The sequence below is a fragment of the Vogesella indigofera genome (assembly GCF_003633895.1).
In the GTDB taxonomy this organism is placed as follows: domain Bacteria; phylum Pseudomonadota; class Gammaproteobacteria; order Burkholderiales; family Chromobacteriaceae; genus Vogesella; species Vogesella indigofera.
The window spans coordinates 223,942-249,785 of sequence record NZ_RBID01000011.1; the positions used below are offsets into that span (position 1 = coordinate 223,942).

Annotated in this window: 26 protein-coding genes, 6 tRNA genes and 1 riboswitch; of the genes, 10 read left to right on the top strand and 22 right to left on the bottom strand. The window is 65.8% G+C overall.

Annotated elements, in window-relative coordinates; all coding sequences use genetic code 11:
* Positions 1-25 precede the first annotated feature (25 nt).
* A complete protein-coding gene (locus tag C8E02_RS03360; RefSeq protein ID WP_053068138.1) occupies positions 26-610 on the top strand; it encodes a thermonuclease family protein in 585 nt (194 codons plus the stop codon).
* Position 611: 1 nt separating this feature from the next.
* On the opposite strand, the gene C8E02_RS03365 is transcribed toward C8E02_RS03360, so the two are convergent.
* Positions 612-1,742: a YbdK family carboxylate-amine ligase gene (locus C8E02_RS03365; RefSeq protein WP_170152088.1), complete on the bottom strand. Its 1,131-nt coding sequence runs from the start codon at positions 1,740-1,742 to the stop codon at positions 612-614.
* A gap of 84 nt (positions 1,743-1,826) precedes the next feature.
* Between C8E02_RS03365 and C8E02_RS03370 the strand changes: the two genes are divergently transcribed.
* Positions 1,827-2,285 (top strand): MarR family winged helix-turn-helix transcriptional regulator, encoded by a 459-nt coding sequence (locus C8E02_RS03370; RefSeq protein ID WP_202902748.1) that lies wholly within the window; start codon positions 1,827-1,829, stop codon positions 2,283-2,285.
* Positions 2,286-2,400: 115 nt separating this feature from the next.
* On the opposite strand, the gene C8E02_RS03375 is transcribed toward C8E02_RS03370, so the two are convergent.
* From C8E02_RS03375 to C8E02_RS03400, 6 genes are all read right to left on the bottom strand, one after another.
* A tRNA-Asp gene (locus tag C8E02_RS03375) sits at positions 2,401-2,477 on the bottom strand.
* 5 nt (positions 2,478-2,482) lie between these two features.
* Positions 2,483-2,558 (bottom strand) — tRNA-Val (locus C8E02_RS03380).
* A gap of 30 nt (positions 2,559-2,588) precedes the next feature.
* Positions 2,589-2,665, bottom strand: a tRNA-Asp gene (locus C8E02_RS03385).
* A 5-nt stretch (positions 2,666-2,670) separates the two neighbouring features.
* Positions 2,671-2,746, bottom strand: a tRNA-Val gene (locus C8E02_RS03390).
* Between the two features lie 30 nt (positions 2,747-2,776).
* Positions 2,777-2,853, bottom strand: a tRNA-Asp gene (locus C8E02_RS03395).
* A 5-nt stretch (positions 2,854-2,858) separates the two neighbouring features.
* Positions 2,859-2,934: transfer RNA gene (locus C8E02_RS03400), tRNA-Val, on the bottom strand.
* A gap of 219 nt (positions 2,935-3,153) precedes the next feature.
* On the opposite strand from C8E02_RS03400, the gene C8E02_RS03405 reads away from it, so the two are divergent.
* Together C8E02_RS03405 and tilS are read left to right on the top strand one after the other, a co-directional pair.
* Positions 3,154-4,119: an acetyl-CoA carboxylase carboxyltransferase subunit alpha gene (locus C8E02_RS03405; protein ID WP_047966384.1), complete on the top strand. Its 966-nt coding sequence runs from the start codon at positions 3,154-3,156 to the stop codon at positions 4,117-4,119.
* Entirely contained in the window at positions 4,091-5,437 is a 1,347-nt protein-coding gene (gene tilS, locus C8E02_RS17720) for a tRNA lysidine(34) synthetase TilS (protein WP_120809641.1), read from the top strand. The genes C8E02_RS03405 and tilS overlap by 29 nt, the downstream gene beginning before the upstream one ends.
* Positions 5,438-5,490: 53 nt before the next feature.
* Here tilS and C8E02_RS03415 read toward each other — a convergent pair whose 3' ends face one another.
* On the bottom strand, positions 5,491-5,904 hold the full coding sequence (locus tag C8E02_RS03415) for a cytidine deaminase (RefSeq protein WP_047966382.1): 414 nt from the start codon (positions 5,902-5,904) through the stop codon (positions 5,491-5,493).
* A 70-nt stretch (positions 5,905-5,974) separates the two neighbouring features.
* Positions 5,975-6,874, bottom strand: coding sequence for a LysR family transcriptional regulator ArgP (locus tag C8E02_RS03420; protein ID WP_120809642.1), 900 nt, complete (start codon positions 6,872-6,874; stop codon positions 5,975-5,977).
* 110 nt (positions 6,875-6,984) lie between these two features.
* Between C8E02_RS03420 and C8E02_RS03425 the strand changes: the two genes are divergently transcribed.
* A complete protein-coding gene (locus tag C8E02_RS03425; protein ID WP_120809643.1) occupies positions 6,985-7,602 on the top strand; it encodes a LysE/ArgO family amino acid transporter in 618 nt (205 codons plus the stop codon).
* Between the two features lie 207 nt (positions 7,603-7,809).
* On the opposite strand, the gene C8E02_RS03430 is transcribed toward C8E02_RS03425, so the two are convergent.
* Positions 7,810-8,184, bottom strand: coding sequence for a glycine zipper domain-containing protein (locus C8E02_RS03430; protein WP_211329151.1), 375 nt, complete (start codon positions 8,182-8,184; stop codon positions 7,810-7,812).
* A 595-nt stretch (positions 8,185-8,779) separates the two neighbouring features.
* On the opposite strand from C8E02_RS03430, the gene C8E02_RS03435 reads away from it, so the two are divergent.
* Positions 8,780-9,253, top strand: coding sequence for an Lrp/AsnC family transcriptional regulator (locus C8E02_RS03435; protein WP_120810080.1), 474 nt, complete (start codon positions 8,780-8,782; stop codon positions 9,251-9,253).
* Positions 9,254-9,430: 177 nt separating this feature from the next.
* Entirely contained in the window at positions 9,431-9,787 is a 357-nt protein-coding gene (locus C8E02_RS03440; RefSeq protein WP_120809644.1) for a cupin domain-containing protein, read from the top strand.
* Positions 9,788-9,960: 173 nt separating this feature from the next.
* Here C8E02_RS03440 and C8E02_RS03445 read toward each other — a convergent pair whose 3' ends face one another.
* The 12 genes from C8E02_RS03445 to C8E02_RS03495 form a co-directional block, all read right to left on the bottom strand.
* Complete coding sequence (locus tag C8E02_RS03445; RefSeq protein WP_120809645.1) at positions 9,961-10,887, bottom strand: GGDEF domain-containing protein; 927 nt, start codon at positions 10,885-10,887, stop codon at positions 9,961-9,963.
* 213 nt (positions 10,888-11,100) lie between these two features.
* Positions 11,101-11,709: a class I SAM-dependent methyltransferase gene (locus tag C8E02_RS03450; RefSeq protein ID WP_120809646.1), complete on the bottom strand. Its 609-nt coding sequence runs from the start codon at positions 11,707-11,709 to the stop codon at positions 11,101-11,103.
* 407 nt (positions 11,710-12,116) lie between these two features.
* Complete coding sequence (locus tag C8E02_RS17120; RefSeq protein WP_147424421.1) at positions 12,117-13,511, bottom strand: hypothetical protein; 1,395 nt, start codon at positions 13,509-13,511, stop codon at positions 12,117-12,119.
* A gap of 157 nt (positions 13,512-13,668) precedes the next feature.
* Positions 13,669-15,159 carry a cobyric acid synthase gene (locus C8E02_RS03455; protein ID WP_120809647.1) on the bottom strand — a complete coding sequence of 497 codons (1,491 nt, stop codon included), beginning with the start codon at positions 15,157-15,159 and terminating at the stop codon, positions 13,669-13,671.
* The gene (locus tag C8E02_RS03460) at positions 15,156-15,989 is read right to left on the bottom strand and encodes an ABC transporter substrate-binding protein (protein WP_120809648.1); all 834 of its coding nucleotides are present in this window, start codon (positions 15,987-15,989) and stop codon (positions 15,156-15,158) included. Before C8E02_RS03460 ends, C8E02_RS03455 begins: the two co-directional genes overlap by 4 nt.
* 25 nt (positions 15,990-16,014) lie before the next feature.
* Positions 16,015-16,872 (bottom strand): cobalamin-binding protein, encoded by an 858-nt coding sequence (locus C8E02_RS03465; RefSeq protein WP_120809649.1) that lies wholly within the window; start codon positions 16,870-16,872, stop codon positions 16,015-16,017.
* Positions 16,869-17,882, bottom strand: a complete 1,014-nt coding sequence (cobD, locus tag C8E02_RS03470; RefSeq protein WP_120809650.1) for a threonine-phosphate decarboxylase CobD — start codon at positions 17,880-17,882, stop codon at positions 16,869-16,871. The genes C8E02_RS03465 and cobD overlap by 4 nt, the downstream gene beginning before the upstream one ends.
* Positions 17,879-18,778, bottom strand: coding sequence for an adenosylcobinamide-phosphate synthase CbiB (gene cbiB / locus C8E02_RS03475; protein WP_120810081.1), 900 nt, complete (start codon positions 18,776-18,778; stop codon positions 17,879-17,881). The genes cobD and cbiB overlap by 4 nt, the downstream gene beginning before the upstream one ends.
* Positions 18,772-20,076: a cobyrinic acid a,c-diamide synthase CobB gene (locus tag C8E02_RS03480; protein ID WP_120809651.1), complete on the bottom strand. Its 1,305-nt coding sequence runs from the start codon at positions 20,074-20,076 to the stop codon at positions 18,772-18,774. Before C8E02_RS03480 ends, cbiB begins: the two co-directional genes overlap by 7 nt.
* A gap of 147 nt (positions 20,077-20,223) precedes the next feature.
* On the bottom strand, positions 20,224-20,841 hold the full coding sequence (gene cobO, locus C8E02_RS03485; protein ID WP_120809652.1) for a cob(I)yrinic acid a,c-diamide adenosyltransferase: 618 nt from the start codon (positions 20,839-20,841) through the stop codon (positions 20,224-20,226).
* Positions 20,838-21,587: an ABC transporter ATP-binding protein gene (locus tag C8E02_RS03490; RefSeq protein WP_120809653.1), complete on the bottom strand. Its 750-nt coding sequence runs from the start codon at positions 21,585-21,587 to the stop codon at positions 20,838-20,840. The genes cobO and C8E02_RS03490 overlap by 4 nt, the downstream gene beginning before the upstream one ends.
* Positions 21,587-22,615, bottom strand: coding sequence for a FecCD family ABC transporter permease (locus C8E02_RS03495; RefSeq protein ID WP_120810082.1), 1,029 nt, complete (start codon positions 22,613-22,615; stop codon positions 21,587-21,589). Before C8E02_RS03495 ends, C8E02_RS03490 begins: the two co-directional genes overlap by 1 nt.
* A gap of 105 nt (positions 22,616-22,720) precedes the next feature.
* Positions 22,721-22,934, bottom strand: a riboswitch (cobalamin riboswitch).
* Between the two features lie 134 nt (positions 22,935-23,068).
* Between C8E02_RS03495 and C8E02_RS03500 the strand changes: the two genes are divergently transcribed.
* From C8E02_RS03500 to C8E02_RS03510, 3 genes are all read left to right on the top strand, one after another.
* Positions 23,069-23,653 (top strand): RBBP9/YdeN family alpha/beta hydrolase, encoded by a 585-nt coding sequence (locus tag C8E02_RS03500; protein WP_120809654.1) that lies wholly within the window; start codon positions 23,069-23,071, stop codon positions 23,651-23,653.
* Between the two features lie 121 nt (positions 23,654-23,774).
* The gene (locus C8E02_RS03505) at positions 23,775-24,884 is read left to right on the top strand and encodes a Card1-like endonuclease domain-containing protein (protein ID WP_120809655.1); all 1,110 of its coding nucleotides are present in this window, start codon (positions 23,775-23,777) and stop codon (positions 24,882-24,884) included.
* 198 nt (positions 24,885-25,082) lie between these two features.
* Positions 25,083-25,817: a substrate-binding periplasmic protein gene (locus C8E02_RS03510; RefSeq protein ID WP_120809656.1), complete on the top strand. Its 735-nt coding sequence runs from the start codon at positions 25,083-25,085 to the stop codon at positions 25,815-25,817.
* The last annotated feature ends 27 nt before the right edge of the window (positions 25,818-25,844 follow it).

The following is a 25,844-nucleotide window of genomic DNA, read 5'->3' on the forward strand; positions in this document are numbered from 1 at the left end:
TTTTTATTTGATTGATGGAGTAGGCATGAAAGTACAGGCGCAACATCTGCGTGCATTGACGACCTTGTTTTCCGGTGCCTCGCCGTTGCGCAAGGTTGCGGCCGGCGTGCTGTTGCTGGGTGCGCTGGCCGGCGCGATCTGGCCGAGTACCGCTTCGCGCGCTGACGCCGGGCAGATCGAGGGCGTGGTGGTGGGGGTGGCCGATGGTGACACCATCACGGTGCTGGACGACAGCCGGCAGCAGCACAAGGTGCGTTTTGCCTTTATCGACGCGCCGGAGAAGGCGCAACCGTTCGGGACCAAGGCCAAGCAGGTGCTGTCCGACAAGCTGTACCGCCAGCAGGTGCGGGTCGAGGTGCTGGAGCAGGACCGTTATGGCCGCAACGTTGGCCGCATCTGGCTGGGTGATGAGGATGTCAACCTTGGCCAGTTGCGCGCCGGTTATGCCTGGCACTACCAGCAGTACGCGCGCAAGGGGCAGTCGGCGCAGGAGTTCCGTCTCTATGAACAAACGCAGCAAGCCGCGCAGCAGCAGCGGCAGGGCTTGTGGTACGACGCCGCGCCGGTGCCGCCGTGGGATTTCCGGCGTCAGCGCCGCGCTGGGCAGTGATCTAGCTGTTTGCCGGCTGCCACAGGTTGGCCGCCTCGTGCACGAGCTGAGGGGCGCTGAGGCTGTTATTGGCGTGTTCGCGCAGCAGGCTGTAGTCGCCGTGGCGGTGGTGGGCGCGTAGCGCCAGTTGCTCCAGGCAATCCCGCGCATGCGGATCGGCGGCGTAAGGCTGCAGTTGTTGCAGCAGGTCGAGGATGGCCTGGCTGAGCGGGATGCGCTTGCCGCTGCGCACATCGTGGATATCGGCAGACAGGCCGAAGCGGGCAGCCTGGAAGCGATTGAAACCGTAGACGCAGTACAGCGCGGCACGACCGGGTTGCGGCGGTCGCTCCGTCAGCAGGTAGCGCGCCAGCGTCTGCACCAGCGCCGCCAGTGCCACGCTGTGCGGGATGTCCAGCGGGGTATCGAAAATGCGGACCTCGACGGTGCCGTACTCCGGCTTGGGGCGGATGTCCCAGTACAGGTCTTTCAGGCTGCCGATGATGCCGGCGTGTTCCAGCTCCGCCGCGTGGCCCTGGAACTCCTGCCAGCTGCGCACGAATTGCGGCAGATGGCCGCTGCTGGGAAAGACGCTGACCACATTGCTGCGTGCCGAGGCAAAGCCGCTGTCTTCGCCTTGTATGTAGGGCGAAGAGGCGGACAGGGCCAGCAAGTGCGGAATGTAGTAGCTCAGCGCATGGGTCAGCCAGATCGCGGTATCGCCATCCGGGCAGCCGACGTGCACGTGTTGGCCGAAAACGGTGAATTGCCGTGCCAGATACCCGTAGTGTTCGGCGAAGTGCTGGTAGCGCGGAAAGTCGGAGATCTGGCGCTCGCGCCAGTCCTGGAACGGGTGGGTGCCGCCGCCGCAGGGGCGGACGCCAAGCGGGGCGGCCGCGGCGCACAATTGCGCGCCCAGTTGCAGCATTTCGGCTTCCAGTGTGGCGCTGCCGTTATGGATGCCACTATTGAGTTCCAGCATCGAACGGGTGACTTCCTGTTTGAAGTGCCTGGCCGTTGTACTTTGGTGTAGCGTATGTAATATTTCGTCGGCGCGTGGTGCAAGGTCGAGCGTTTGTTTGTCGACCAGCTGGATTTCCAGCTCCATGCCCAGTGTGGCGGCAGTGCTGGGTTGGTATTCTGTGCTTGGCATGCGGTTCTCCTTCATCTATTTTATTTTGCACAAAAACAAATGTCCTGTTCCAGTGAGCCGCCAGTGGCCGACAAAGTTCCCGTGATGGCGTTGGATGTCCTGCAACGCTTTCGTGTTGTTTTCCGCTCCGCACAGCAGCACTCCGCCAATATCGAGGCGCAGCTGGGGGTGTCCGGGGCGCAGGCCTGGGTGCTGGCCGAATTGCACGAAGCGGGGCCGTTGCGTGCCGGGGAGCTGGCCGCACGGCTGGCGATCAAGCCGGCCACACTCAGCAATATGCTGGGCCGGTTGGTTGCCGCCGGGCTGGTGACACGGGTGCGCAGCGAGCAGGATTTGCGCGTGGTGCAGGTGGCGCTGAGCGAGCAGGGGGCGGAGCTGATCGGCAAGGTGGCGGTGGCGCCGCGCGGCTGGTTGCCGGAAGCACTGGCGCGGCTCAGTGGCGGCCAGTTGCGGCAGCTGGCCGACGGGCTGGATGACCTGCTGGCGGTGATGGGGGTGTCGGACCGGCAGGCGGCGAACAAGCCGTTGCCGTTTACCGAGTAGGGCGGGCTGCCCCGTGTCATGTTTGGCGCGGGGTGGCGCCGAATGAGTGATGTCCTGTTGCCGGAAGGCAAAACAAAAACCCCATTCATGCGTGCATGAATGGGGTTTGTCTGGTTGGCGGAGCGGACGGGACTCGAACCCGCGACCCCCGGCGTGACAGGCCGGTATTCTAACCAACTGAACTACCGCTCCAACCTTGGTGGGCGTTGACGGAGTCGAACCGCCGACATTCTGCTTGTAAGGCAGACGCTCTACCAACTGAGCTAAACGCCCGAAACTTGTTTCGGTAAACCTAAATTGTGTTGGCGGAGCGGACGGGACTCGAACCCGCGACCCCCGGCGTGACAGGCCGGTATTCTAACCAACTGAACTACCGCTCCAACCTTGGTGGGCGTTGACGGAGTCGAACCGCCGACATTCTGCTTGTAAGGCAGACGCTCTACCAACTGAGCTAAACGCCCGAAACTTGTTTCGGTAAACCTAAATTGTGTTGGCGGAGCGGACGGGACTCGAACCCGCGACCCCCGGCGTGACAGGCCGGTATTCTAACCAACTGAACTACCGCTCCAACCTTGGTGGGCGTTGACGGAGTCGAACCGCCGACATTCTGCTTGTAAGGCAGACGCTCTACCAACTGAGCTAAACGCCCGAAATCTTGTCTGCTGTGACGCTGTATTTGCTGCGTCGTTCAGCGAGGAGGCGAATTAAAACACAGCTTGGCCGGGGCTGCAATAGGGTGCCTGCAAAATTTGAATGAATAGCCGTTTTTACATATCTAAGGACAAGTGCATTTTGTCGGACAGGGTGGTGCTCATCGCTTCGGCCTCATGCTATCATTGCTGGATTACCCCGAATCGGAAATGTATCAATGAAGCCGACCTTTCTCGATTTTGAGCAGCCGATTGCCGAGCTCGAGAACAAGATAGAAGAACTCCGTTTTGTTCAGGATGACTCCGTGCTGGATATCTCGGAAGAGATCTCTCGCCTGCAGAAGAAAAGCCAAGAGCTCACCAAGACGCTCTACAGCAAGTTGACACCATCCCAGATCGCCATTGTGGCGCGGCATCCGCAGCGTCCTTATACGCTGGATTACGTCGACGGTCTGTTTACCGATTTCCAGGAAATGCGCGGCGACCGCTCGTTTGCTGATGATCCTGCCATTGTTGGCGGTCTGGCCCGTTTCAACGGCCAGCCGGTAATGGTGATCGGTCACCAGAAGGGCCGCGACACCAAGGAAAAGATCGCCCGTAACTTCGGCATGCCGCGTCCGGAAGGCTATCGCAAGGCGCTGCGCCTGATGCGGACCGCCGAGAAATTCGGTCTGCCGGTGATGACCTTTGTCGACACCCCGGGTGCCTATCCCGGCATCGGTGCCGAAGAGCGCGGCCAGTCCGAGGCCATCGGCCGCAACCTGTACGAGATGGCGCGCCTGAAGGTGCCGGTCATCGTCACCGTGATCGGTGAGGGCGGTTCCGGCGGTGCGCTGGCGATTGCGGTTGGCGACTACGTCAACATGCTGCAGTACTCCACCTATTCGGTAATCTCGCCAGAAGGCTGCGCCTCCATCCTGTGGAAGACCGCAGAGCGTGCCGGCGATGCCGCCGAAGCGCTGGGCATTACCGCACCGCGCCTGAAGTCGCTGGGCCTGATCGACCGCGTGGTGAACGAGCCGCTGGGCGGCGCCCACCGCGATCATGCCGCGATGATGACGGCACTGAAGCGCGTGCTGCAGGAGCAGTTGAAGGAAGCCGGCTCCCGTGGCCTGGACGAATTGCTGAAAACCCGCTTTGACAGACTGATGAGCTATGGCCGCTTCAAGGAAGACGCCGCCTGACCTGCTCGACACGCTGATCCAACACTGGCCGGACGCTTTGTCCGGCCAGTGTCGTTTGGAGCTGGCGTTGTCGGGCGGCATGGATTCGGTGGTACTGCTGGATTTGCTGTGTCGCTGGCGTGACGAGCGCGGCGGGCCGGCATTTTCGGCACTGCACGTGCATCACGGTCTCAGCGCGCAGGCCGATGACTGGGTGCGCGCGTGCGAGGATTGGTGCCGTGCGCGCCAGGTGCCGCTGCGTGTGGTGCGAGTGGCGGTGTTGGCCGGTGGCGGCGACAGCCTGGAGGCCGAGGCGCGCAAGGCGCGCTATCAGGCCTTTGCCGAGGGTGGTGCCAAGGTGATCGCGCTGGCGCATCACGCCGATGACCAGAGTGAAACGGTGCTGCTGCAGGTGCTGCGTGGCGGCGGCCCGCGGGCGCTGGCGGCGATGCCGCTGCTGCGCGAGCACCAGGGCCAGCAATTGTGGCGCCCCTTGCTCAAGGTTGGCCGCACCTCGCTGGCGGCCTATGCCGTGGCACGCCAATTACAGTGGGTGGAGGACGACAGCAATGCCGATACCGACCACTTCCTGCGCAATTTCCTGCGCCACGAGGTGATGGGCCGGCTGCGGCAGCGCACGCCGGCGCTGGACAAGCAGCTGGCGCGGCTGGCGCAGCGCATGGCCGATGCCGCCGAGATGGTCGATGCCCTGGCAGCGATGGACCTGGCGCAGGTGCAGCGCGGCCGCGAGCTGGATTTGCCGGCGCTGCTGGCGCTGTCGGATGCCCGCCAGCGCCACGTGGTGCTGGCGTGGCTGGCGCAGCTGGGGCTGGCGTTGCCGAGTCCGGAGTCGCTGTACAGCTGGCTGGCGCAGGTTCGCAGCGCCGCGGCCGCCACGCAGCCCTTGCTGGAGTACCAGTCGCTGGTGCTGCTGCGTTACCGGCAGCGGCTGCTGGCCTTGCCGCGGGTGGCGCCGCAGCCGTGGCCGCTGTGCTGTGCCGTTGGCGAGACGCTGCGCTTGCCGCACGGCGAATTGCAGTGGCGGCGCGTGCAGGGCGGCCTGCCGGACGACTGGCATGGCCGGCTGCTGGATGTGCTGCCGCGCACTGGCGGCCAGAAATTGCCGCTTAAGGTTGGCCGCAAGCCGGTGAAGACGGTGTTTCAGGAGGCCGGCGTGCCGCCGCAGCTGCGGCTGGACTGGCCGTTGCTGGAAGACGACGCCGGCGAACTGCTGGCGGTGCCGTCGCTGGGGGTGTCGGTGCTGCACGCGGCGGCCGGAGAGGGCTGGTGGCCGCAGTGGCTGCCGCTGGCGATCGTCAGCCGGCCGGCGAACGACTGAGCACCACCGTCACATGACACAGCGCCAGCAGCGATGCTGGCGCTGTTGTTTTGTCAGCCGGCGTCGCGCAGGTTTTTCGGGCCGAAGGCGCCCGGCAGCAGCTGCGACAGCGTGGTGTCGATGATGTCCGGGCCGTTGCAGATGGCGCGTACCGCCATGTCGGGGCCGAACTCGTTCAGCACCTGGCGGCAGGCGCCGCAGGGCGGGGTCGGTACGTCGGTGGGGGTGTAGATGCACACCGCCAGCACTTCTTCCATGCCATCGGCGCGGGCGCTGAAGATGGCGGTGCGCTCGGCGCAGTTGGTCATGCCGAAGGAGGCGTTCTCCACATTGCAGCCGCGCACGATCTTGCCGTCGGCGGTCAGAATCGCCGCGCCCACGGCAAAGCGGCTGTACGGCACATAGGCGTGGCGTGCGGCGGCACGGGCCTCGCGGGCCAGGGTGTCCCAGTCGATGGCGTTGGTCATTGGGCGTTCCTTTGTTGGCGGGGGAGGTGATCGTCCTCTTGCCGCCAGTACTTGTCAATGCGCGGCCTTGTCAGACTGCGTCCTGGCGCAGCCAACGTTGGCCGCAGGCCGTCAGCGTGTCCGCCAGCTGCCGCGCCAGCACCGATTCCACCCGCCAGTGATGCCAGTACAGTGCCAGATCGACCGGCTGCGCCGGCAGCAGGTCGACCAGCGCACCGCTGGCCAGCGCCTCGCCCACCATCATTTCCGGTAGCAGGCTGTAGGCGTGGCCGGCGAGGGTGATGTCGACGAAGGCGTGCGGCGCCGGCAGGGTAAAACTGGGAAATGGCTGCGTGAAGCCGAAATGCTGCGCCAGATACTCGCCGTGCAGGTCGTCCTTGCCGCTGAACAGCACCGCCGGCGCCCGCGCCAGCGTGGCGGCGTTGAGGCCGTCGCTGAAATAGCGGGCGCGGTACTGCGGCGTGGCCAGGCAGCGGTAGCGCATGGTGCCGAGGTAACGGCATTCGCCGCCCTGGAACGCCTGCGCGCGGGTGCTGACGCAGCCGATGACATGGCCCTGCTGCATCAGCGTCTGGGTGTGGTCCTGATCGTCGACCACCACGTCCAGCAGCAGCCGCTGCGTGCGCAGCACCGCGTCGATGGCGGGCAGGAACCAGGTGGCGAGGCTGTCGGCATTGACGCCGACCGCCAGTGTGGTGAACGCCTGCGCGTTGTCGTCCGGGCGCAGCGTCTGCAGCAGCTCGCTTTCCATCAGCGCCAGCTGGCGGTAGTGCTGCAGCAGCCGTCGCCCGGCGGCGGTCGGCTGTGGCGGCGTTACCCGCAGCAGCACCGGCTGGCCGAGGCTGTCCTCCAGCTGGCGGATGCGCTGCGACACCGCCGATTGCGTCACGCACAGCTGCTGCGCCGCCTTGTCGAAACCGCCGCAATCGACCACCACGGCCAGGGTGTGCAGTTGTTTGCTGTCCAGCATCAGGCTCGCCTTCTTTTATCAGTTTTATTAATGTAACCATAGAAACATTAGTTTTACTGCTTTTTGTGGGCTGCGTATGCTGGTCGTGACTGAAACGGGAGACTACCAAGATGAGCTTGAATGTGTATTTGTCGGCACTGGCGCTATCGGCCAGCCAGATTGTCGGTATCGGCCCGCAGAATGCGTTCGTGATCCGGCAGGGCATCGGCCGCCAGCATGTGCTGCCTATCGTGCTGATCTGCATCGTGTGCGACGTGCTGCTGATCGCCGCCGGGGTGCTGGGCATGGGGCGGCTGGTGGCGGCGCTGCCGGGCTTTGTCGGGGTGGTGACCTGGGCCGGGGCGGCGTTTCTGCTGTGGCTGTCGTTCAAGGCGTTTCGTGCCGCGTGGCAACCGGGGCGGCTCGACGCCAGCGGCGGCATCGAGCGCGACCGCAAGAAGGTGATCCGCACCATCCTGCTGGTGACGCTGCTCAATCCCTATGTCTGGCTTGATACCGTGGTGCTGATCGGCAGCGTGTCGTCGGTGTACGGCACCGACAATGCCGGCGTGTTCCTGCTCGGCTGCATCACCTCGTCGGTGCTGTGGTTCGTGCTGGTCGGCTTTGGCGCCGGCCGGCTGGCGCCGTGGTTCGAGAAGCCGGCCAGCTGGCGGCTGCTGGACGTGGCGATCGGCTGCATCATGCTGCTGACCGCCATCATGCTGGTGCGTAATTACGGGCTGGGCTGAGACGCGCTTCACGCGCGGCTGCGTTGCGATGGCCGCACCACGCTCGTTGACCCCATATCAACGGCGCGGTTCTGGCCAACGCCGTTGGTCGGGCGTTGGCTCGCCAGCGCGTGACCCGCTTCCGGACGCGGCGGGCAAGAAAAACCCTGCCGGGACGATGGGGGCATCCGGGCAGGGGTGCGCTGACACGCGGACGTGTCGCGGCGATCAATCGTCCCTGTCGTGGTGGCCGCGGTGATAACCGTGGTGATGGCCGTGGTATTTACGGTGATGCTTGAACTTGTGATAGCGGGCCGGGCGGTAGGCACGCTCGTAAACGTAGACCGGCTGGGCGACTGGCCGCACGACGACCCGCTCCCGTTCCCGGTACCGTTCCGGCCGGGTCAGGATCACGCCGGTGGCTGCACCGATGGCACCGCCGACGACGGCCCCGTCTCGGCCGCCGACCGAATGGCCGATGGCGGCACCGGCTGCGCCACCGACGGCGCCACCGATAACATGGTCAAGATCACCGGCATGAGCGGTGGCGGCACCAGTTGCCAGCACGAAGGCCAGACCGGTCATGATGAGTGATTTGCGCATGGTGGTTCTCCTGTTGCATTACGTGATTGCAGTGTAAGCAGCGGCAGAAATCCGTGGTCGGCGGTTTTGTATCGACTATGTGACGCTTTGTGACAGGGCGGCGGTCGCGGGGAATGCCGGCGGCCAAGCCTGTCGCGCAATGGCCGGTCTCCCTGCTCCCGCTCGATGCGGGGCTCCTGCCTCTGTCGCTCGCCTTGTCACGCTGCACCTCGCCAGAAACCGTCACCAAAAGACGTGCGGCCAACCTTCTATGCAAAAGGTTGGCCGCAGCCTGCCGCCGGATTCCGCGCCGGCGGCGTGTACTGTCCCTGGGCATTGCCCTTGGTCGCCGTTGCCAGTTGTCGCCGTCTGACGGAGGGTGTCCGTGTGGTGGCGCTTGCCGCCGGGTAGGTGGCCTGTCTGCAGTACCGGCAGGGTGGTGTTGCCGGGGTGGCTGGCGGCTTGTGGCGGCCAGGCTGCACTGGGGTGAACCATGCTCAAACTGTAACCCGCGCGCCGCGGAACAGGCTTTCGAATGCGCCATTACAAAGCGCTATCTTGTGCAGGATATTTTTGCTATTTTCATTTTTCGGAAGAATGTTTCTCAAGGATGAAAATGTTGGAAAACAATCGTGTTATCAGTGCGCAAGACCGGAAGATTCTCCACGAGCTGCAGCAGAATGCCCGCCTCAGCAATGCCGAGCTGGCCGAGCGCGTCGGCATGTCGCCGTCGGCGTGCTGGAACCACACCCGGCAACTGGAAAACGACGGCTACATCCAGGGCTACGTCGCGCTGATCAACCAGCAGAAGATGGGCTTGCCGGACACGGTGATGATCGAGGTCACCCTCAACGCGCACGAGGAGGGCACGCTGGCGCGCTTCGGCGAGGAGCTGGCGGCGCTGCCGGAAGTGCTGGAGGCGCACTTGGTCTCCGGCGAGTACGACTACCTGATCAAGGTCGCCGTCGACGGCACCGCCGGTTACGAACGCTTTCTGCGCGAGAGGCTGTACAAGATTTCCGGCATCCGCCACAGCCGTTCGCACTTCACGCTACGCTGCATGAAGAGCGTGCCGTCGGTACAAGTGTGAGCGTTGCGGCCAACCGTGCTCGCCAGTAGTGGCGCCCGCAAACCGGCCGCCGCGCGTGCACGGCGGGCGACTGGAGTCCGCGCCGCGTATCTGCTTGAATAGCGCCTTTGCGCCAGACCGGTGCGCCCTATGCGGCGCCGCGCCGGCTTTGGCATTACCCCATCACGGAGCAAGCACATGATCGTCAGAGTGGACGGGCAGCACCTCAGCGCCCAGATCGACTATCCCAATCCGCAACGGCTGGTGAGCGGCAACCCGCAGCGCCGCACCTGGCCCGCGTACGAAAGCGGCGACGGCGTGTGCGCCGCCGGCATCTGGGCCTGCGAGCCAGGTGCCTGGCGCATCGCCTTTGCCGACAACAAGGAAGAGTTCTTCTGCATCCGGCACGGCCGGGTGCAGCTAATCGCCGAAAACGGTCACGCCGAAGCCTTCGGCCCGGGTGAGGCCGCAGTGATCCCGGCCGGATTCCGCGGCGTGTTCGAGGTGGTAGAGGCGGTGGAGAAGTACTACGTGATCGTGACGCGGCCGGGCTGAGCGCCTGTTCACCGTCGGCAGCGGCTGCTCCCGATGGGGTGGTATGGCAGTTAAGACTGCGCTGTGCCAGCGGTAAATGCCACGGCCTCGGCTGTTTTTGCCGTGTGTCGTGCGAGTGTGAGAGATCGTGAATGCGAGAACGCCGGCGGCCAGGGTTGGCCGCAGCGCGGCGCTCAGCTCAGGCTGACGATGGTATTGCGCCCGGTCAGGCGGGCCTTGGCCAGCGCCGCTTCCAGCCGGATCTGCAGCTGGCGGGCATTCTGGTCGGTTTCGTGCCAGGTGCTCAGGCCGATGCAGGTGCTGGTCTCGCAATTGGCACCATCCGGCCAGAAGGTAAAGCTGCCCAGCCGTTGCTGCAGCCGTTTGGCGACCTTGACCGCATCCAGCAGCGTGGTCTGCCGCAGCAGCATCACCAGCGTGCCGTTTTCGTGGCGGCCGACCAGATCGCCGTCGCGGCTGCTCTGCACGCACAGATAGCTCACCATGCGGCGGAAATGGGCGCGATTGTAGGCGCCCAGCGGCTCCCGGTTGCGGATCGGCACCACCTCGGCGTGGATCTGCAGTGCCGCCAGCGGATCGTGGTAGCGGCGCGCGTGGCCGACCTCGATGCCGGTGCGCTCCAGCAGCTGGCCCGCGGACAGCACGCCGCTGATGTAGTCGTCCGGATCCTCCGCCATGCCCTCGTCGCTGGCCGGCATCAGCTGGCGCACGCGCTCGAACAGCTCGTCCTTCTTCTTCAGCAGCTCGTTCATCAGCATGTGCTGGCTGTGATCGGAAAAAGTGAAGATCAGCGTCGGGTACGACCAGGCCACCACCCGCGCCGACAGCAGTACCGGGAAGCAGCGGCCGCGCGCCGAACACAGCTCGCCTTCGAGGTTGTAGACCAGATCCTGGCGCTGGATGTTGCGCAGGATGTCATCCAGCGACGGCTTGCTGACAAAACGCGCCAGCGGCTGGCCCAGCAGCTCCGACAGCGGCAGTCCGAGCTGGATCGACGCCAGCTGGTTGGCGGCCATCACCGTCATGTCGGCGCTGTCCGCCATGATGAAGGCACCTTGCAAGGTGTCGATCATGTACTGGAAATTCAGCTCGTCCGGCATAGACTTCTCCCCGTGCCATCGCTTGCCTGCCGGCCACACGCGGGGGGCACCCCATAAAATGGCCGGCTGATTCTTAACATTAGTACATGGTGTGCATCGTGGCGTGCCGCTTGCCACGCGGCGGCATGATATTACCGGGGCATGGCGCGGACGCGGCGGCGGGGCCGGCAGGGGAAGGGCAACGGGGCTGCGGCCAGGGTTGGCCGCAACGAATTACGGCTTGCGCGCCACCACCTGCAGCACGCTGGCGCGGCCGGTGTGGTAGCTGCCCTCGACCACCTCGCGCTCCAGCTCGACAAAGTGCAGCAGCTCCAGCCCCGCCAGCTCGCCGCGCACGATCTCGGCCTCCAGCAGCATGTCCGCATCCTTCGGCCCGCCGGTGCCGAACGCCAGCTGGCGGGGGGTGTAGCCTTCCATGATCAGCAGTCCGCCCGGCTTCAGCGCGGCCATCGCGCGCGTCATCACCGTGCGGCGCAAGGCCGACGGCAGGTGGCAGAACACCGACACCACCGCATCAAACTGCGCCATGCCCGGCTCGAAACGCGCCAGATCGGCCAGCACCGCGGTGATGTCCACCCCGGCCGCCGCCGCACGCGCCAGCACCTTGGCCAGCCCCTCGTGCGAGGCATCCACCGCCGTCAGCGCATGGCCCAGTTTGGCCAGAAACAGCGCGTTGCGGCCTTCGCCTTCGCCCAGACTCAGCACACGGCTACCCGGCGCCAGGCGCGGCGCCTGTTCGCGCAGAAAATCATTCGGCGCCTCGCCGTAGATGAATTCGCTTACGGCAAAACGGGTATTCCAGAAATCGGCGGTATCGCTCATCGGGGTTCCTTGGTGATGGTGGGGCATGGTGGCGTTACGGTAGCGGGGCGGGGGAGGAGAAGCAAGGCTTGCGGCCAACCTTGTCGTGACGAAGCGTTCTGGTTTTTGCCACGGAAGCACTCGGAAGGCACGGACAAAGGCAAAGCGGCATGCGCTCGGAAAACACGAAAGCAAAAGGTACAAGGTTGGCCGCAGGCACGTCGGGTTACGCTGCGCTAACCCGACCGAGCTAAAGTCGGAGGGCGGATGGCGAGCGGGGGTTTGGGAAAATGGTGCGTCGCCCCTTCGGGTGACAGCACCGTACGAGTAGACGTTTGACTCGCCTTACGGCCTTCAAGGCATGGCGGGTTGGCTATCGATCAACATCATAAATTCTCGGATGTGCCTAGGCTTATCCGGGCTACTTGCTAGAACAACCTTTTCTTGAGGTCTGAAAATGCATTCAGTCCGCCCCGCCAGTCACTTCCTGTCTTGGGAAGGGTAAATGGATAACGCTTGTCATCCTGAAAAAGTAGTTTGTGATGCTTCCCATCTTCATGGATCACGAATCCACAAGTTTCAAACTCGGCCCGAACAGATCCGTTCATTGATGTGTACTGACGTAGCGCTTCCTTTAGTCGATCAAGAATTTCATCGCGATCACCAGGGTTTTCATTAAGGCTGATTAGGTTCGTAAGAATGTCATATCTGCGCGAATGGGGTTCTGCAGAACCTTTTGCAGCTTTTAGAGCATCTACAATCAAACCAATTTGCTCCCCTTGATATAAGTCATTTTCTAGTGTTTCAAGATTTATTGAGTTATGACCATCTCTGTGGGAGGTGCGCATTTCATGTTTGCTGTATCTAACACGGGCAAGCTCGGATTCAAGGCGTTTTATTTCTTCATCTTTTGCTGAAATTTCTTTATCAAAATGCTTGATGTAATCATCAATATTGCCAGAGCCAGAGGCGCGGAGCGCCTCAAGCTTTTGTCGAGAAGTCATTTCCTGTAGGTGTGACCAAGTGCATTCACGACGTAAACGTTGATAAAGTAAGGAAAATCTAATTTTCCTAACGATAGCTGCCTGTAGTGAGCTAATTGAATCATACTGGTTAGGGAGATAGATCCATTTTCCGATTCCATCAGGCCAGTAAATGGCTACTGCGCCGCCGTATACATTTTCACCATAAACGTGGCGTGTGATTTGGGATGAGAATTTTCGGTTTGGTTCTGCGACAACATGAGCCATTCCTGAAAGCCACTTGGCAAGCTGGATTGGATCTATGATGAGTTCTTCTGCGTGATTACGACTGATGTAAACCACGGGCATTACGCTTCCTGTACCAGCGCAGATGATCTTTGCTGCGAAATCGGTATCAGAGGTTGATAGAAATATTGGATTGTCAGTAACTGGCAAGTCACCATCATGACCACCTGCAAACGTACTTATCAACAGTTTGACTATGTATGGGCGCTTTCCTTGCTCTAGGCGCTCAACGGGAAGCTCTGAATCTACACTTAGTTGAACACTTACCCAAAAGCTATTATTTGATTTATGACCAATTACGTCAGTGATCCAACGAACTTCATCATTGTCTGTCTTCTCATAACGAACACCGCCAGTAGATGTGGTTGCAGATTCAAAAAGCGCGAAACGGACAGATTCATGTTCATCTCCAAAGGATCCTTCATGGACATCGTAGGGAATTGAGTTGGCAAGTTTTGTGTGTGGGCTTTTGATGATCCAAGTTCGGCAACAATCCATAAAGGCAGACATTTTAGTTGTTACGGCAATTGGAAACTGAGTCTTAAAAGTCAACATTGCAGAAAGTCCCCCAAAGCACTAGTGTGCAAAATTGATGCATTCGTAATGTATTGCTGATTAGCCCTGCGTCGACCGAGCAAATATGAAGATCAGCCAAACTGTAGCCCAGTTAATCACGCGGCCAACGTTGGGCTTCACTTCGTTCAGCGCCAACCTACCATGTGGCGATGCGGTGTTTCCGCCGCAATGCACAGTTGCACATCCCCGCCAACCTCAAATACAACCCCTCACTCGCCTCAGCCAGCCTCACAATGCTCGCCTCGCGCAGCGCAGCCAAGTCTACCCCCGTGGCATTGTCCATGCCAGCCCAATGCAATAGCGTTTGACATGCATCAGGATGGTCGAACAGTCCGTGCAGGTAGCTGCCCATGATCTGGCCATCGGGGCTGACGGCGCCGTCGACGCTGCCGTCGTCGAGCATGAATACCGGCCGTTCGCAGTCCGGGCCACTACTCACACCCATGTGGATTTCGTAGCCGCTCACCACGGCGTCGGCGTTGGCGAAGCGGCCTTCGCGGCGGGTGAGGGTCTTGGCGGCGGCAAGCAGGGTATCGATGGCGAGGTAGCCTAAGCCCGCGCTGCTGCCGGGCTGGCCTTCCACCCCCAGCGGGTCGTGGATGTGGCGGCCCAGCATCTGGTAGCCGCCGCAGATGCCGAGCAGCTTGCCGCCGTAGCGCAGGTGGCGCTGCAGGTATTCAGGCCAACCTTGCGCCTGCAGAAACGCGATATCGGCGCGGGTGTTCTTGCTGCCGGGCAGGATCACCAGGTCAGCCGGCGGCTTCGGCGCGTCGGGGCCGACGAAGTGCAGGTTGACGCCGGGGTGGGCTCGCAGCGCGTCGAAGTCGGTGTGGTTGCTGATGCGCGGCAGCACCGGCACCACGATGTTGAAGTCGCCTTTCTGCTGCTGCGTCTGCACCGCGTCCTCGGCGTCCAGCATCAGGCCGTGCAGGTAGGGCAGCACCGCCAGCACCGGCTTGCCGGTCTTGGCTTCCAGCCAGTCGAGGCCGCCTTGCAGCAGGCTGATGTCGCCGCGGAAGCGGTTGATGACGAAGCCGATGACGCGGTCGCGTTCGCTCTGGCTCAGGCAGTCCAGCGTGCCGGTGAGGTGGGAGAACACGCCGCCGCGGTCGATGTCGGCGACGAGGATTACCGGGCAGTCCACCGCCTCGGCAAAGCCCATGTTGGCGATATCGCGCTCGCGCAGGTTGATCTCGGCCGGGCTGCCGGCGCCTTCCACCATCACCGCGTCGTACTGCTGCTGCAGGCGGCTGTAGGATTCGAGCACCGCCTGCATCGCGGTGGTCTTGTACTGGTGGTAGTCGCGCGCGTTCATGTCGGCGCGCACCTGGCCGTGGATGATGACCTGCGCACCGGTGTCGGAGCTGGGCTTGAGCAGCACCGGGTTCATGTCGCTGTGCGGCGCCACACGCGCGGCGACGGCCTGCAAGGCCTGCGCGCGGCCGATCTCGCCGCCGTCAACGGTGACGGCGCTGTTGAGCGCCATGTTCTGCGGTTTGAACGGCGCCACGCGCAGGCCACGGTCGGCCAGCAACCGGCACAGCGCGGCGACCACGGTGCTCTTGCCGGCGTCCGAGGTGCAGCCTTGCACCATCAGCGTCGGCCAGGGCCAGCGCGGGGCGCTCATGCCAGCGCTCCGGCGGCGCGGTCGGCGTGCCACTGCCGGATCAGCGCCTGCAGTTGCGGCAGGCCGCGGGTGAGCAGCGTCGGGCCGGGGGCGAGGATGTCGGCGGACTTGATCTCGATGATGTGGCCGCGTTCGAAGTTGCGCACCGCCGGTACGTCTTGCCAGCCTTCGCGCTCGACTACTGTCTCGGGGCGGAAGCGCTTGCCGCACCAGCTGCCGATGATCAGGTCCGGCGCGCGCGCGGCCACCTCGCGGTGGTCGGCCAGAATGCGTTCTTTCGCGCGCTTGTGCACGGCCAGTTCGGCAAAGGCATCGCGGCCACCGGCAAGGGCTATCAGCTCGCCGACCCAGCCGATGCCGGTGATGATCGGGTCGTTCCACTCTTCGAAGTACACCAGCGGCCGAGGCAGGCCGGCGGCATCGTTGGCCGCAGCTTCGGCGCGTGCGGCGTCCATTGTCGCCTGCAGGCTTGCGGCCAACGTTTGCGCCGTTGCCTCCTTGCCGGTGAGGCTACCCAGCACCCGCACCATGCGCAGCACGCCGGCGAGGTCGTGGTGGTTGAAATGCTGGATATCGACGCCGGCGGCGGCCACGTCCTTGAGGATGTCGCTCTGCAGGCTGGAGAAGGCCACCACCAGATCAGGCTCGACGGCGAGGATCTTCTCCAGCTTGCCGCTGGAAAAGCCGCTGATCTTCGGCTTGTCCTGGCGCGCCTCGGACGGGTAGACGGTAAAGCCGGAGATGCCGGCGATCAGATCCTGCGCACCGAGCAGGTACAGCGTTTCGACGGCTTCGGTGCACAGGCAGGCAATGCGTTGGTAGTGGCTCATGGTGGTTCCGGAAGGCGGTAGCGGGTTAGCGGCGGGCGAGGTCGAGCTTGGCGCACAGCTGGCGCGTGCCATCGATCATGCGCGGGGTCGGGCGGTTGAGCAGGTCGCCGTTGACCTGGTGCAGCTGGCGGTTTTGCACCGCGGCGATGCCGGGCATACGCTGCCAGCGCTTGAGCAGGTCGTCGTTGTGGCGCATGGCGGCGGACAGGATCACCTGCGGGTTGGCGGCGATCACCGCCTCGTCGGTGACCACCGGCGCAGTGACCGGCAGGCTGGCGAACACGTTGCGGCCGCCGCACAGCGCGATGGCGTCGCTGACGATGTGCTGGCCGTTGAGGGTATACAGCGGCTTGTCCCACACCTGGTAGAACACGCTGAGCTTGCTCTTGCCCTGTTGCTGCTGGCGCAGCACGGCCAGATCCTGCTCGAAGCGGCGCGCCGCCTGTTCCGCCTGTGCGCTGCTGCCCAGCAGCTGGCCGATGCGGCGCAGGTTGGACGGGATGTCGGCAAAGCGCTTCGGCTGGCTGTAGAACAGTGGGATGCCGAGCTGGCGCAGCGGCTCCAGCTGCCGCGCCGACGGGCCGTGCAGCCACACCAAGAGCAGGTCCGGCTTGGCGGCGACGATGCGTTCCAGGTCGATGGCGCGGAAGCTGCCGGCCTTGGGCAGCGCTTTGGCGGCCGCCGGGTAGTCGCTGTTGTCGTCGACGGCGATCAGGCGCGCGCCGCCACCGGCGGCAAAGGCCAGCTCGGTGACGTGCGGCGCCAGGCTGATCACGCGCTGCGCCGGGGCGGGCAGGCTGACGCGGCTGCCCTGGTCGTCGATGACGCTGACCGGGGCGGCCAGGGCCGGCAGGCAGGCCAGCAGCGGGAGGAGTCGTTTCATGCGGAGGTGTCCTTGTCACGGAAGCTGGCCAGTGCGGCGGCCAGCCGTTGCCAGTGGGTCTCGTCGGCCGGCAGGCCGAGGCGGAAGCGCGGCGCCGGCTCGGTAAACAGCCGGCACCAGATGTGTTGCGTTGCCAGATGCCGCTGCAGCGCGGCGGCGGGCGCGTACTCGCCGCCGGCGAACAGGTCGCAGCCGGCGTGCGGCAGCCGCTGCGCGGCCAGCAGTGCGGCCAACCTTGCGCGGCGAGCGGCGAGATCGGCCCGCGCCTGCTGCTGCCAGGCGCCATCACGCAGCGCGGCGGTGGCGAGGTGCTGCACCGCGCCGGGAATGGTCCACGGCCCCAGCTCCTCGTCCAGCTGCTGCAGGATGGCGGCCTCGGCGGCGACAAAGCCGAGGCGCAGGCCGGCAAGGCCGAAGAACTTGCCCGGCGAGCGCAGCACGATCAGGCCGGGCAGCCGGCCGGCGTGGGCGGTGACCGACAGCGCCGGAGTGACATCGGCAAACGCCTCGTCCACCAGCAGCCAGCCGCCGCGCGCGGCCTGTTGCTCCGCCCACCGCAGCACGCTGGCCGCCGGGTAGGCGTGGCCGGACGGGTTGTCCGGATTGCACAGGATCAGCACGTCGACGTGGCCGGCCTGTGCGCCGATGTCGGCATGGGCATGGCGGCTGACGGCATGACCGTGCCGCGCCCAGCGCCAGCCGTGTTCGCCGTAGCTGGGGTGGGCGACGGCAACGCGGCCGGACGCCCGCAGTCGCGGCAGCGCCTGGATCGCCGCCTGGCTGCCCGCGACGGGCAACAGCTTGGCCGCACCGTAGTAGGCGCAGGCGGCGGCAATGAAGGCAGCGTCCGGCTGCGGCAGTGTGTGCCACAGCGCGCTCGGGAAGGCCGGCACCGGGTAGGGCCGCGGGTTGAGCGCGGCGGACAGGTCGATCCAGTCGGCAGGCTCGCCGCCGTAAGTGGCGATGGCGGCGTGCAGGTTGCCGCCGTGCACGGGTTTGAGCGTATTCATAGGGGAAGCGCCAGCAGCAGCCACAGCAGCAGCGCCCGGTCCAGCAGCCGCGCGGCACGGGCGATGTCGGCGGCGGCGGGCGTGGCGCCGTCACCCAGGCTTGGCCGCATCTCCAGCTGGCCATGATAAGTGGCGGCACCGCCCAGCCGCACGCCCAGCGCGCCGGCGCCGGCGGCCATCACCGGGCCGGCGTTGGGGCTGTCCCACTGTGGCGCCTGTTGGCGCCAGCAGCGCAGCGCGAGGCGGGTGTTGCCGGCCAGCGCGTAGGCCAGCGCGGTTAGCCGTGCCGGCACGAAGCCGAGCGCGTCGTCGGCGCGGGCGGCGACCTTGCCGAAGCGCTCGAAACGCGGGTTGCGGTAGCCCCACATCGCGTCGAGGGTGTTGGCGAGGCGGAACGCCAGCGCGGCCGGCGCACCGCCGACGGCAAACCAGAACAGTGCGCCGAACACCGCGTCGTGGCCGTTCTCCAGCAGCGATTCGGCGGCGGCGCGGGTAACGGCGGCCTCGTCGGCGTCGCGCAGGTCGCGGCTGACGATGCGTCCGGCCAGCGCGCGCGCCTGCGGCAGGTCGCCGGAGAGCAGCGCCGCGCCGATGGGGCGGGTGTGCTCCAGCAGGCTCTGCCGGCCGAGGGTGAAGTACAGCACCGCCACGCTGAGGGCGGCGGCGACCAGCGCCGGCAGTTGTGCCAGCAGCCAGGCCAGGGCCAGTGGCAGCGGCAGCACCAGCAGCAGCCAGGCAAGCAGGCCGCGCAGCAGGCGCTTGCGGCCAACGTTGAGTGTTTTTTCCAGCAGCTTGGCCGCATTACCGAAGCCGACCAGCGGGTGATAGCGGCGCGGCTCGCCCAGCAGGCGGTCGAGCAGCAGCGCCGCCGCCATCGGCGCGGCGACACTTAGCATGGCGCTGCGCCGCATGGCGGCAGGAACAGCGCGGCGGCGGCGGCCGGATTGCTGGCGAAGTAGGCGTGGAAGTACGAGGCCTGCACGCTGCCGTGACGGTAGACCGCTTCGCCGCCGCTACGGCCGTCCTTGCGCTGGCAGTGGGCCAGCGGTTCCAGCGGCGTGTCGAAACTGGAGTAGTGGAAGGTGTGGCCGCGCAATTCGCCGGCGGCGTGCGGCCAGGCCTGGCTGCCCAGCGCTGCCAGTTTCTTGCCCATGCGCACGCTGCCGGGTAACACGCCGGCCATCGCGTGGTGGTGGCCGTCGGTGTCGGTGAGGCTTTCCGTCAGCGCCATCATGCCGCCGCATTCCGCCCACAGCGGCGTGTCGGCGGCGACGGCGTGCTTGAGACTGGCTTGCCAGCCAAGGTTGGCCGCAAGGGTGTCGGCGTGCAGTTCCGGATAGCCGCCGGGCAGCCAGACGGCGTCGGCACCGGCCGGGATGGCCTCGTCGGCCAGCGGCGAGAAGAAGGCGAGTGTCGCGCCCATGGCCGCCAGCGTGCGCAAGTTGGCGGCATAGATGAAGGCGAACGCGGCGTCGCGGGCGATGGCGATGCGGCGGCCGGCCAGCAGTGGTGGCAAGGCCGGCTGCGCCTGTGGTGCCGGTGCAAACGCCGGCAGCGACGCCAGTACCGCGTCGTCCAGGTGCAGCGCGTCGGCCAGTGCATCCAGCCGCGCGGCCAGATCCGGTAGCTCGGACGGCAGGTGCAGGCCGAGGTGGCGCTCCGGCAGCGACTCGGCCTGCCGTGGCAGGTGGCCGACCACCGGCAGCTCCGTCGTGCCACAGGCGCGGATCATGTCGGCGTGGCCGGGGCTGGCGACGCGGTTGGCCAGCATCCCCGCCCACGGCAGCCGGCCATGATCGCGCAAGCCGCGGGCGATGGCCAGCGCGGTGCCGACCATCGCCGAGCAGTCCAGTACCGCCAGCACCGGCACGCCGAAGTGGCGGGCCAGGTCGGCGCTGGACGGCTGGCCGTCGTACAAGCCCATCACGCCCTCGATCAGCAGGTAGTCGCACTCCCGCGCCGCCTCGGCCAGCAGCGCGTGGCACTGCGCCTCGGTGCACATCCACAGGTCCAGCACGTCGACGCCGCTACCGCTGGCGGCGGCCAGCAGCATCGGGTCGATGAAATCGGGGCCGGTCTTGAACACGCGCACCCGCTGGCCGGCGCGCGAGAGCTTGCGGGCGAGGGCGGCGGTGACGGTGGTCTTGCCCTGGCCGGAGGCGATGGCGGAGAGGAGAAGGGCTTTGCAGCTCATGGGCTCGCTTTCATTTCGAGGGGCGGGGCCGGTCACGCATGGGTGTGCCGTTGCCGGCGCGATGGCGATGGCCGGCAAGGTTGGCCGCAATGCGCTTGCGGCCAACCTTGCGCCGGAACCGGGCCGGCGTGATGGTGTGTCGGGGTGTTACCACTCGATGCCGGGCTGTGCGGCGATGCCGGCGGCAAACGCGTGCTTGACCAGCGTCATCTCGGTGACGGTGTCGGCGGCGTCGATGATGGCCTGCGGCGCGCCGCGGCCGGTGACGATCACGTGCTGGCCTGGCGGGCGGGCGATGATGTCGTCGAGCACGTCTTCCACATCCAGATACTTGTATTTCAGCGCGATGTTCAGCTCGTCGAGCAGCACGAGACCGATGGCCGGGTCTTGCAGCATCTGGCGCGCTATTTCCCAGGCTTCGCCGGCGCGGGCGACGTCGCGCTCGCGGTCCTGCGTGTTCCAGGTGTAGCCCTCGCCCATGGCGTGGAACTGCACCTTGTCGGGGAAGCGACGCAGGAAGCGCTCTTCACCGGTGGACATCGCGCCCTTGATGAACTGCACCACGCCGACCTGCATCTCGTGGCCGAGGCCGCGCATCACCATGCCGAAGCCGCTGGAGCTTTTGCCCTTGCCGTTGCCGCAGTTGACGATGAACACGCCGCGGTGTTCGCTGGCGGCGGCGATCTTGGCGTCCATGATTTCTTTTTTGCGCGCCATGCGTGCGTTGTGGCGCTCGGTGCGGCCCTGGTCTTCGGTGTGGCTCATGATGGGTGTCCGGGTAAAAAGCAGGGGTGGCCTGCGTGGTGGAGTCGGGTTAGCGGATAGCCGAGCACGGCGGCGAGGTGTTCGGCGTTAAGTTCGGCCAGCGGGTACTGGCGGTGCTGGCCGTATTTGTCGAGCAGCAGCGCATGGCTGGCGCAGGCCGGGGCCAGCTGCAGGTCGTGGCTGACCAGTAGCACCGCCTTGCCCTGCGCGCACCAGCGGCCGATCTGCTGCTGCAGCGCGGCCTGGTGGGCGAGGTCGAGCGAATTGGACGGCTCGTCGAGCAGGATCAGCGGCGCATCCTGCGCCATCACGCTGGCCAGCGCCACGCGCTGGCGCTCGCCGCCGGACAAGGCCTGCAGTGGCCGTGCCGCCAGGCGGCCAAGGTCGAAGGCGTCCAGCGCGGCGGCGACGCGTTGCGGGTTGTCGCCGGCGTCCGGCCAGGCAAAGCGCGCGGCGGCGACGGCATCCTGCACCGCGTAATCAAAGGCGTCGTGGCTGGCCTGCGGCAGCATGGCGAGGCGTTGTGCGCGCTGGCGCGGCGTCAGCTGCGGCAAAGGTTGGCCGCACAGGCGGATGTGGCCGCCGTCGGCGCGGCGCAGCGCCGCCAGCGTGGCCAGCAGCGTGCTTTTGCCGCAGCCGTTGCGGCCGGCGATCCACCAGCATTCGCCGGCGCGGACCTGCCAGGTGAGCGGCTGCAGCAGCGTGCGGCGGCCCTGACGGAGGGTGAGCTGGTCACAGTGCAGCATCAGGCTAGCCTCCGGCGGGTGCGTTGCAGCTGCCAGAACAGCACCGGCACGCCCAGGAGCGCGGTCAGCACACCGACCGGCAGCTGCATCGGTGCGACGACGGTGCGCGCCAGGGTGTCGGCCAGCACCAGCAGCGCGGCGCCACTGAGCACGGCGGCGGGGATCAGCCGGCGCAGGTCCGGGCCACACAGCAGGCGGCAGGCGTGCGGCACCATCAGGCCAATGAAACCGATGCTGCCGCCCTGGCTGACGGCGCTGGCGGTCAGCACCGCGGCCAGCACCAGCAGCAGGCGGCGCAACATGGCCACCGGCACACCCAGCGTCAGCGCGTGGTCGCCGTGCAGCGCCAGCAGGTTGATCGCCGGTGCCTGCCACCACGCCAGCAGCGCGGCCGGCAGCAGGGCCAGCCACGGCCACGGCCGCAGCGGCGTGCCGGCGATGTCGCCGACCAGCCAGAACACCATGCCGCGCAATTGCGCGTCCGGCGCGATGGTGAGCAGCAGCGAAATCAGCGCGCCGCAGGCGGCGGACAGCAGCACGCCGGTGAGCAGCAGCAGCACCGTGCCGCTGCTGCGCGCGAAATCGCGGCGCGCCAGCAGGAACAGCAGCGCCGACAGCGTCAACGCGCCGGCGACCGCGGCGCTGTCTACCTGCCACAGCGCCAGCCCCAGCCACAGCGCCAGCAGCGCGCCGACCGAGGCGCCACCGGAGACGCCCATCACGTAAGGATCGGCCAGCGGATTACGCAGCAGCGACTGCATCAGCACGCCGGCCAGTGCCAGCGAGGCGCCGGTGACCCAGGCGGTCAGCGCCCGTTCCAGTCGCAGGCTAAGCAGGGTGTCGGCCAGTTGGCTGCCGTGGCCGCTGGCGGCCAGCCACAGTTCGCCGGCGCCAAGCGCGATGGAGCCGCTGCTGCAGGCGAGCAGCAGGCTGCCGCCGCTGAGCAGCGCCAGCAGTGTCAACAGGGGCAGGGTGGGTAAGCGCAGGGCGCCGCGCAACGGGCGGTCCAGCGTCAGGCTGTGGGACATGGGCGCGATATCGGAATCGCGGAAGGGGCAGGCGTCAGGCGCACGGATCAGCAATCTGACCGGATGCCGCCCTCCGCAGCATGTGTCGGGACGCACTGACTGGCAGTGCGCGCGTTCGCCGTGGCCGGTATCCGGGCTGGTTTCGCCGTCTGCCCGCCTTCCCGTGATGACTCACAGTGGCGATGGGCAGGGCAGTCGTGGCGGCAGGGCCGGCAGACCTTAAAGAAACGCACCGTTGCGGGGGCAGCACAGGGGTCACCTGTTTCCCGTTTAACTTGCCGGCGTGCGCCGGCGAAGCACCAAGGCAGGCGGCGATTTTAGCAGATCGGCAGCCCATGCTGCCGGCTTTTATATTTTCAAAAAGAATAACAAAACAAAAAATAATTATTTTTGGAAATATAAGGACGCGGTTATGGTGACGGCAGAATCTTTCCATACCTTGGGGGCAGCAGCATGGCACACGATTTTTCCGGCTTCGACTACATCATCCAGCCGGGCTGGAACAATTCCGGCCCCGAGCACTGGCAGAGCCACTGGCAGCAAACGTTGGCCGCAACGCGGGTGGCCAACCACGACTGGCAGACGCCGCAGCTGGACGACTGGCTGGCTGCGCTGGACGCGGCGGTGGCGGCCGCCACGCAGCCGGTGATCGTGATCGCGCACAGCCTGGGTTGCGCCACGGTCGCGCATTACGCGGCGCGTTACGGCAACAAGCTTGCCGGTGCGCTGCTGGTGGCGCCGGCCGATGTCGAGCGCGCCAGCGCTCCGGCCGCACTGCAGCCGTTCGCGCCGCTGCCGGAGCTGGCGCTGCCGTTCCCGGCGCGGGTGGTGGCCAGCGACAGCGATCCGTTCAGCCTGCCGCTGCGCAGCGCGCGGATGGCGGCGCTGTGGCAAAGCCCGCTGCACTGGCTGCGCGACGCCGGCCATATCAATGTCGCGTCCGGTCATACACAGTGGCAGGACGGGCTGGCGCAGCTGGCGGCGCTGGTGGCCGATATCCGCCAGCAGGCGCAGCCGCGCGCCGCGGCGTGCGCCTGAGCCGGCGCCAAGCTTGGCGGCCAAGCGCTTGTACTGACGCGCGCGGCGCGGCAATGGACGTGGCATTTGCGGCGGGCTTGGGCATAGAATTCAGTCATGCCCTGTCCCGCTGGAGCGCGTCATGCACCTGTTGGCCTTTGTTGACCATGTCGTCAGCGACATCATTACCCCGGCGCTGGACCCGCGTTTTGACATCGACCGGGTGACGCTGCTGTGCCACCGCGCCCACCTTGATCTCGCCTTCGACATCCTCGGCGTCTGCCAAAAGCTGCACCTGACCGCGGCGGTGGAAACGCTGCCGGCGGACAGCCAGCCGCTGGCGCTCCGGCAGCGGCTGCAGGAGCTGGTGCAGGGCGGTGTCTGTTTCAATATCAGCGCCGCGTCGCCGGTACAGGCGGCGCTGGCCTACGATCTGGCGCGCGAACACCGGCTGCCGCTGATGGCGGTGGAGCACGACAACGACCGCCTGATCTGGCTGCTCGGCGGCGAGAGCAGCCGCCTGCACAGCGGCACCGAAATCGCCGAAGGGCTGTCGCTGGAGGCCTATTTCGCGCTCTACGGCAGCCGCATCCTCGCCATCCACTACCGGCTGGAGCGGCGCAGCCCGCGCCACGAGCAGTTGGCGCGCGATCTGGCCGAACACGCCGCACTGCGCCCGAAGTCGCTGTCGCTACTCAACCGGCTGTGCAACGACCTGGACGAGCAGCAATTCAGCCAGCACCCGCTGTCCAGCGGCGAACACGTGCTGTACGACTGGCTGCTGGCCAGCGGCATGGTGGAGTTCCGCGATAGCGGCCACATGCGCTGCCTCGATCCGCGGGCGCGCTTCTTTCTTGCCGGCGGCTGGCTGGAGGTGTGGCTGCTGTCGCAGGTGGCCGAGCTGGCGCAGATCCTGCCGATCAGCGATGCCGCCGTCGGCGTCAAGATCAGCCATCACAATGTCGAGAACGAATACGATGTGGCGATCCTGTGCAACAACCACCTGTACCTGATCGAGTGCAAGACCGCCGCCCCCACCAGCTTCCAGCAGCGCGGCGTGGGGCTGGAAAACCTGTTCAAGCTCAACAGCGTCGCCGGCCTGGGCGGCCTGCACGCCAAGGCGATGCTGGCCAGCCTGTACGTGCCGACCGAAAGCGAGGTCGGCCGCGCCGAATCGCAGCGCATCACGCTGCTGGCCGGGCCGCAGCTGCGCCAGGCGCGCGAGTACCTGCGCGAGTGGCTGATGAGCTGAGCGTGGCCAGGGGCCGCCCTGTCGCATTCGCGGCCGCGCACGGTCCGCGGCCGGCGTCCATCGACGGCTACAGCGGTACCGGCGGTGGCAACCGTGCCACAGTGGCAAAATATGTCATCGTGTTTGTGAGAAAAAGAATTTTTTGTGAAAGGCTTTCTGCTATCTTTGCCGCCGATCCCATTTCCCCGAACGGTTGCCATGCGCCTGATCCTGATGCTGCTGCTGGCCGCGGCCAATCTTGCCGGCGCCGACAGCCTGCTGCTTGCCACCGAACACTTTCCGCCGTACCAGATCGAGCGCGAGCAGCGCGTCAGCGGTTTTGTCGCCGACAAGGTGATCGCGATGCTGCGCCAGGCCAATCTGCCGTACCGGCTGCGCGCCTATCCGTGGCAGCGCGCCTACAACACGGTGCTGGCGACGCCGCAATCCTGCCTGTTCTCGGTCACGCGCACGCCGGAGCGCGAGGCGTCGTTCCAGTGGATCGGGCCGCTGACGCACAGCGAGTGGACGCTGTACGCGCTGCGCGGCCGCTTCATTTCGTTTCGCAGTCTCGATGAGGTGCGCGACCTGCGCATCGGTACCTATTACGGCGACGTGCGCGACAGCTACCTGCGCCAGCACGATATGAAGGTCGATGCCGCGCCGCAGGACCGCGACAACATCGACAAGCTGCTGCAGCGCCGCATCGACCTGTGGGCCAGCGACCGCTTCACCGCCAACGGCCTGCTGCTGCAACGGCAGCTGGACACGCGCATCGAGCCGGTGCTGGCCTTCAACCGTGTCGACTTGTACCTGGCCTGCAACCGCAAGCTGGACGGCGGCGTGGTGAAACAACTGCAACAGGCGCTGCACATGCTCAAGCGCGACGGCAACTGGCGCGGCATCGAGCAGCGCTACGCCCGCTGGCCGGACATGCCGCAACACCAGCACTGAAACGCATTGCGGCCAACCTTGATACAA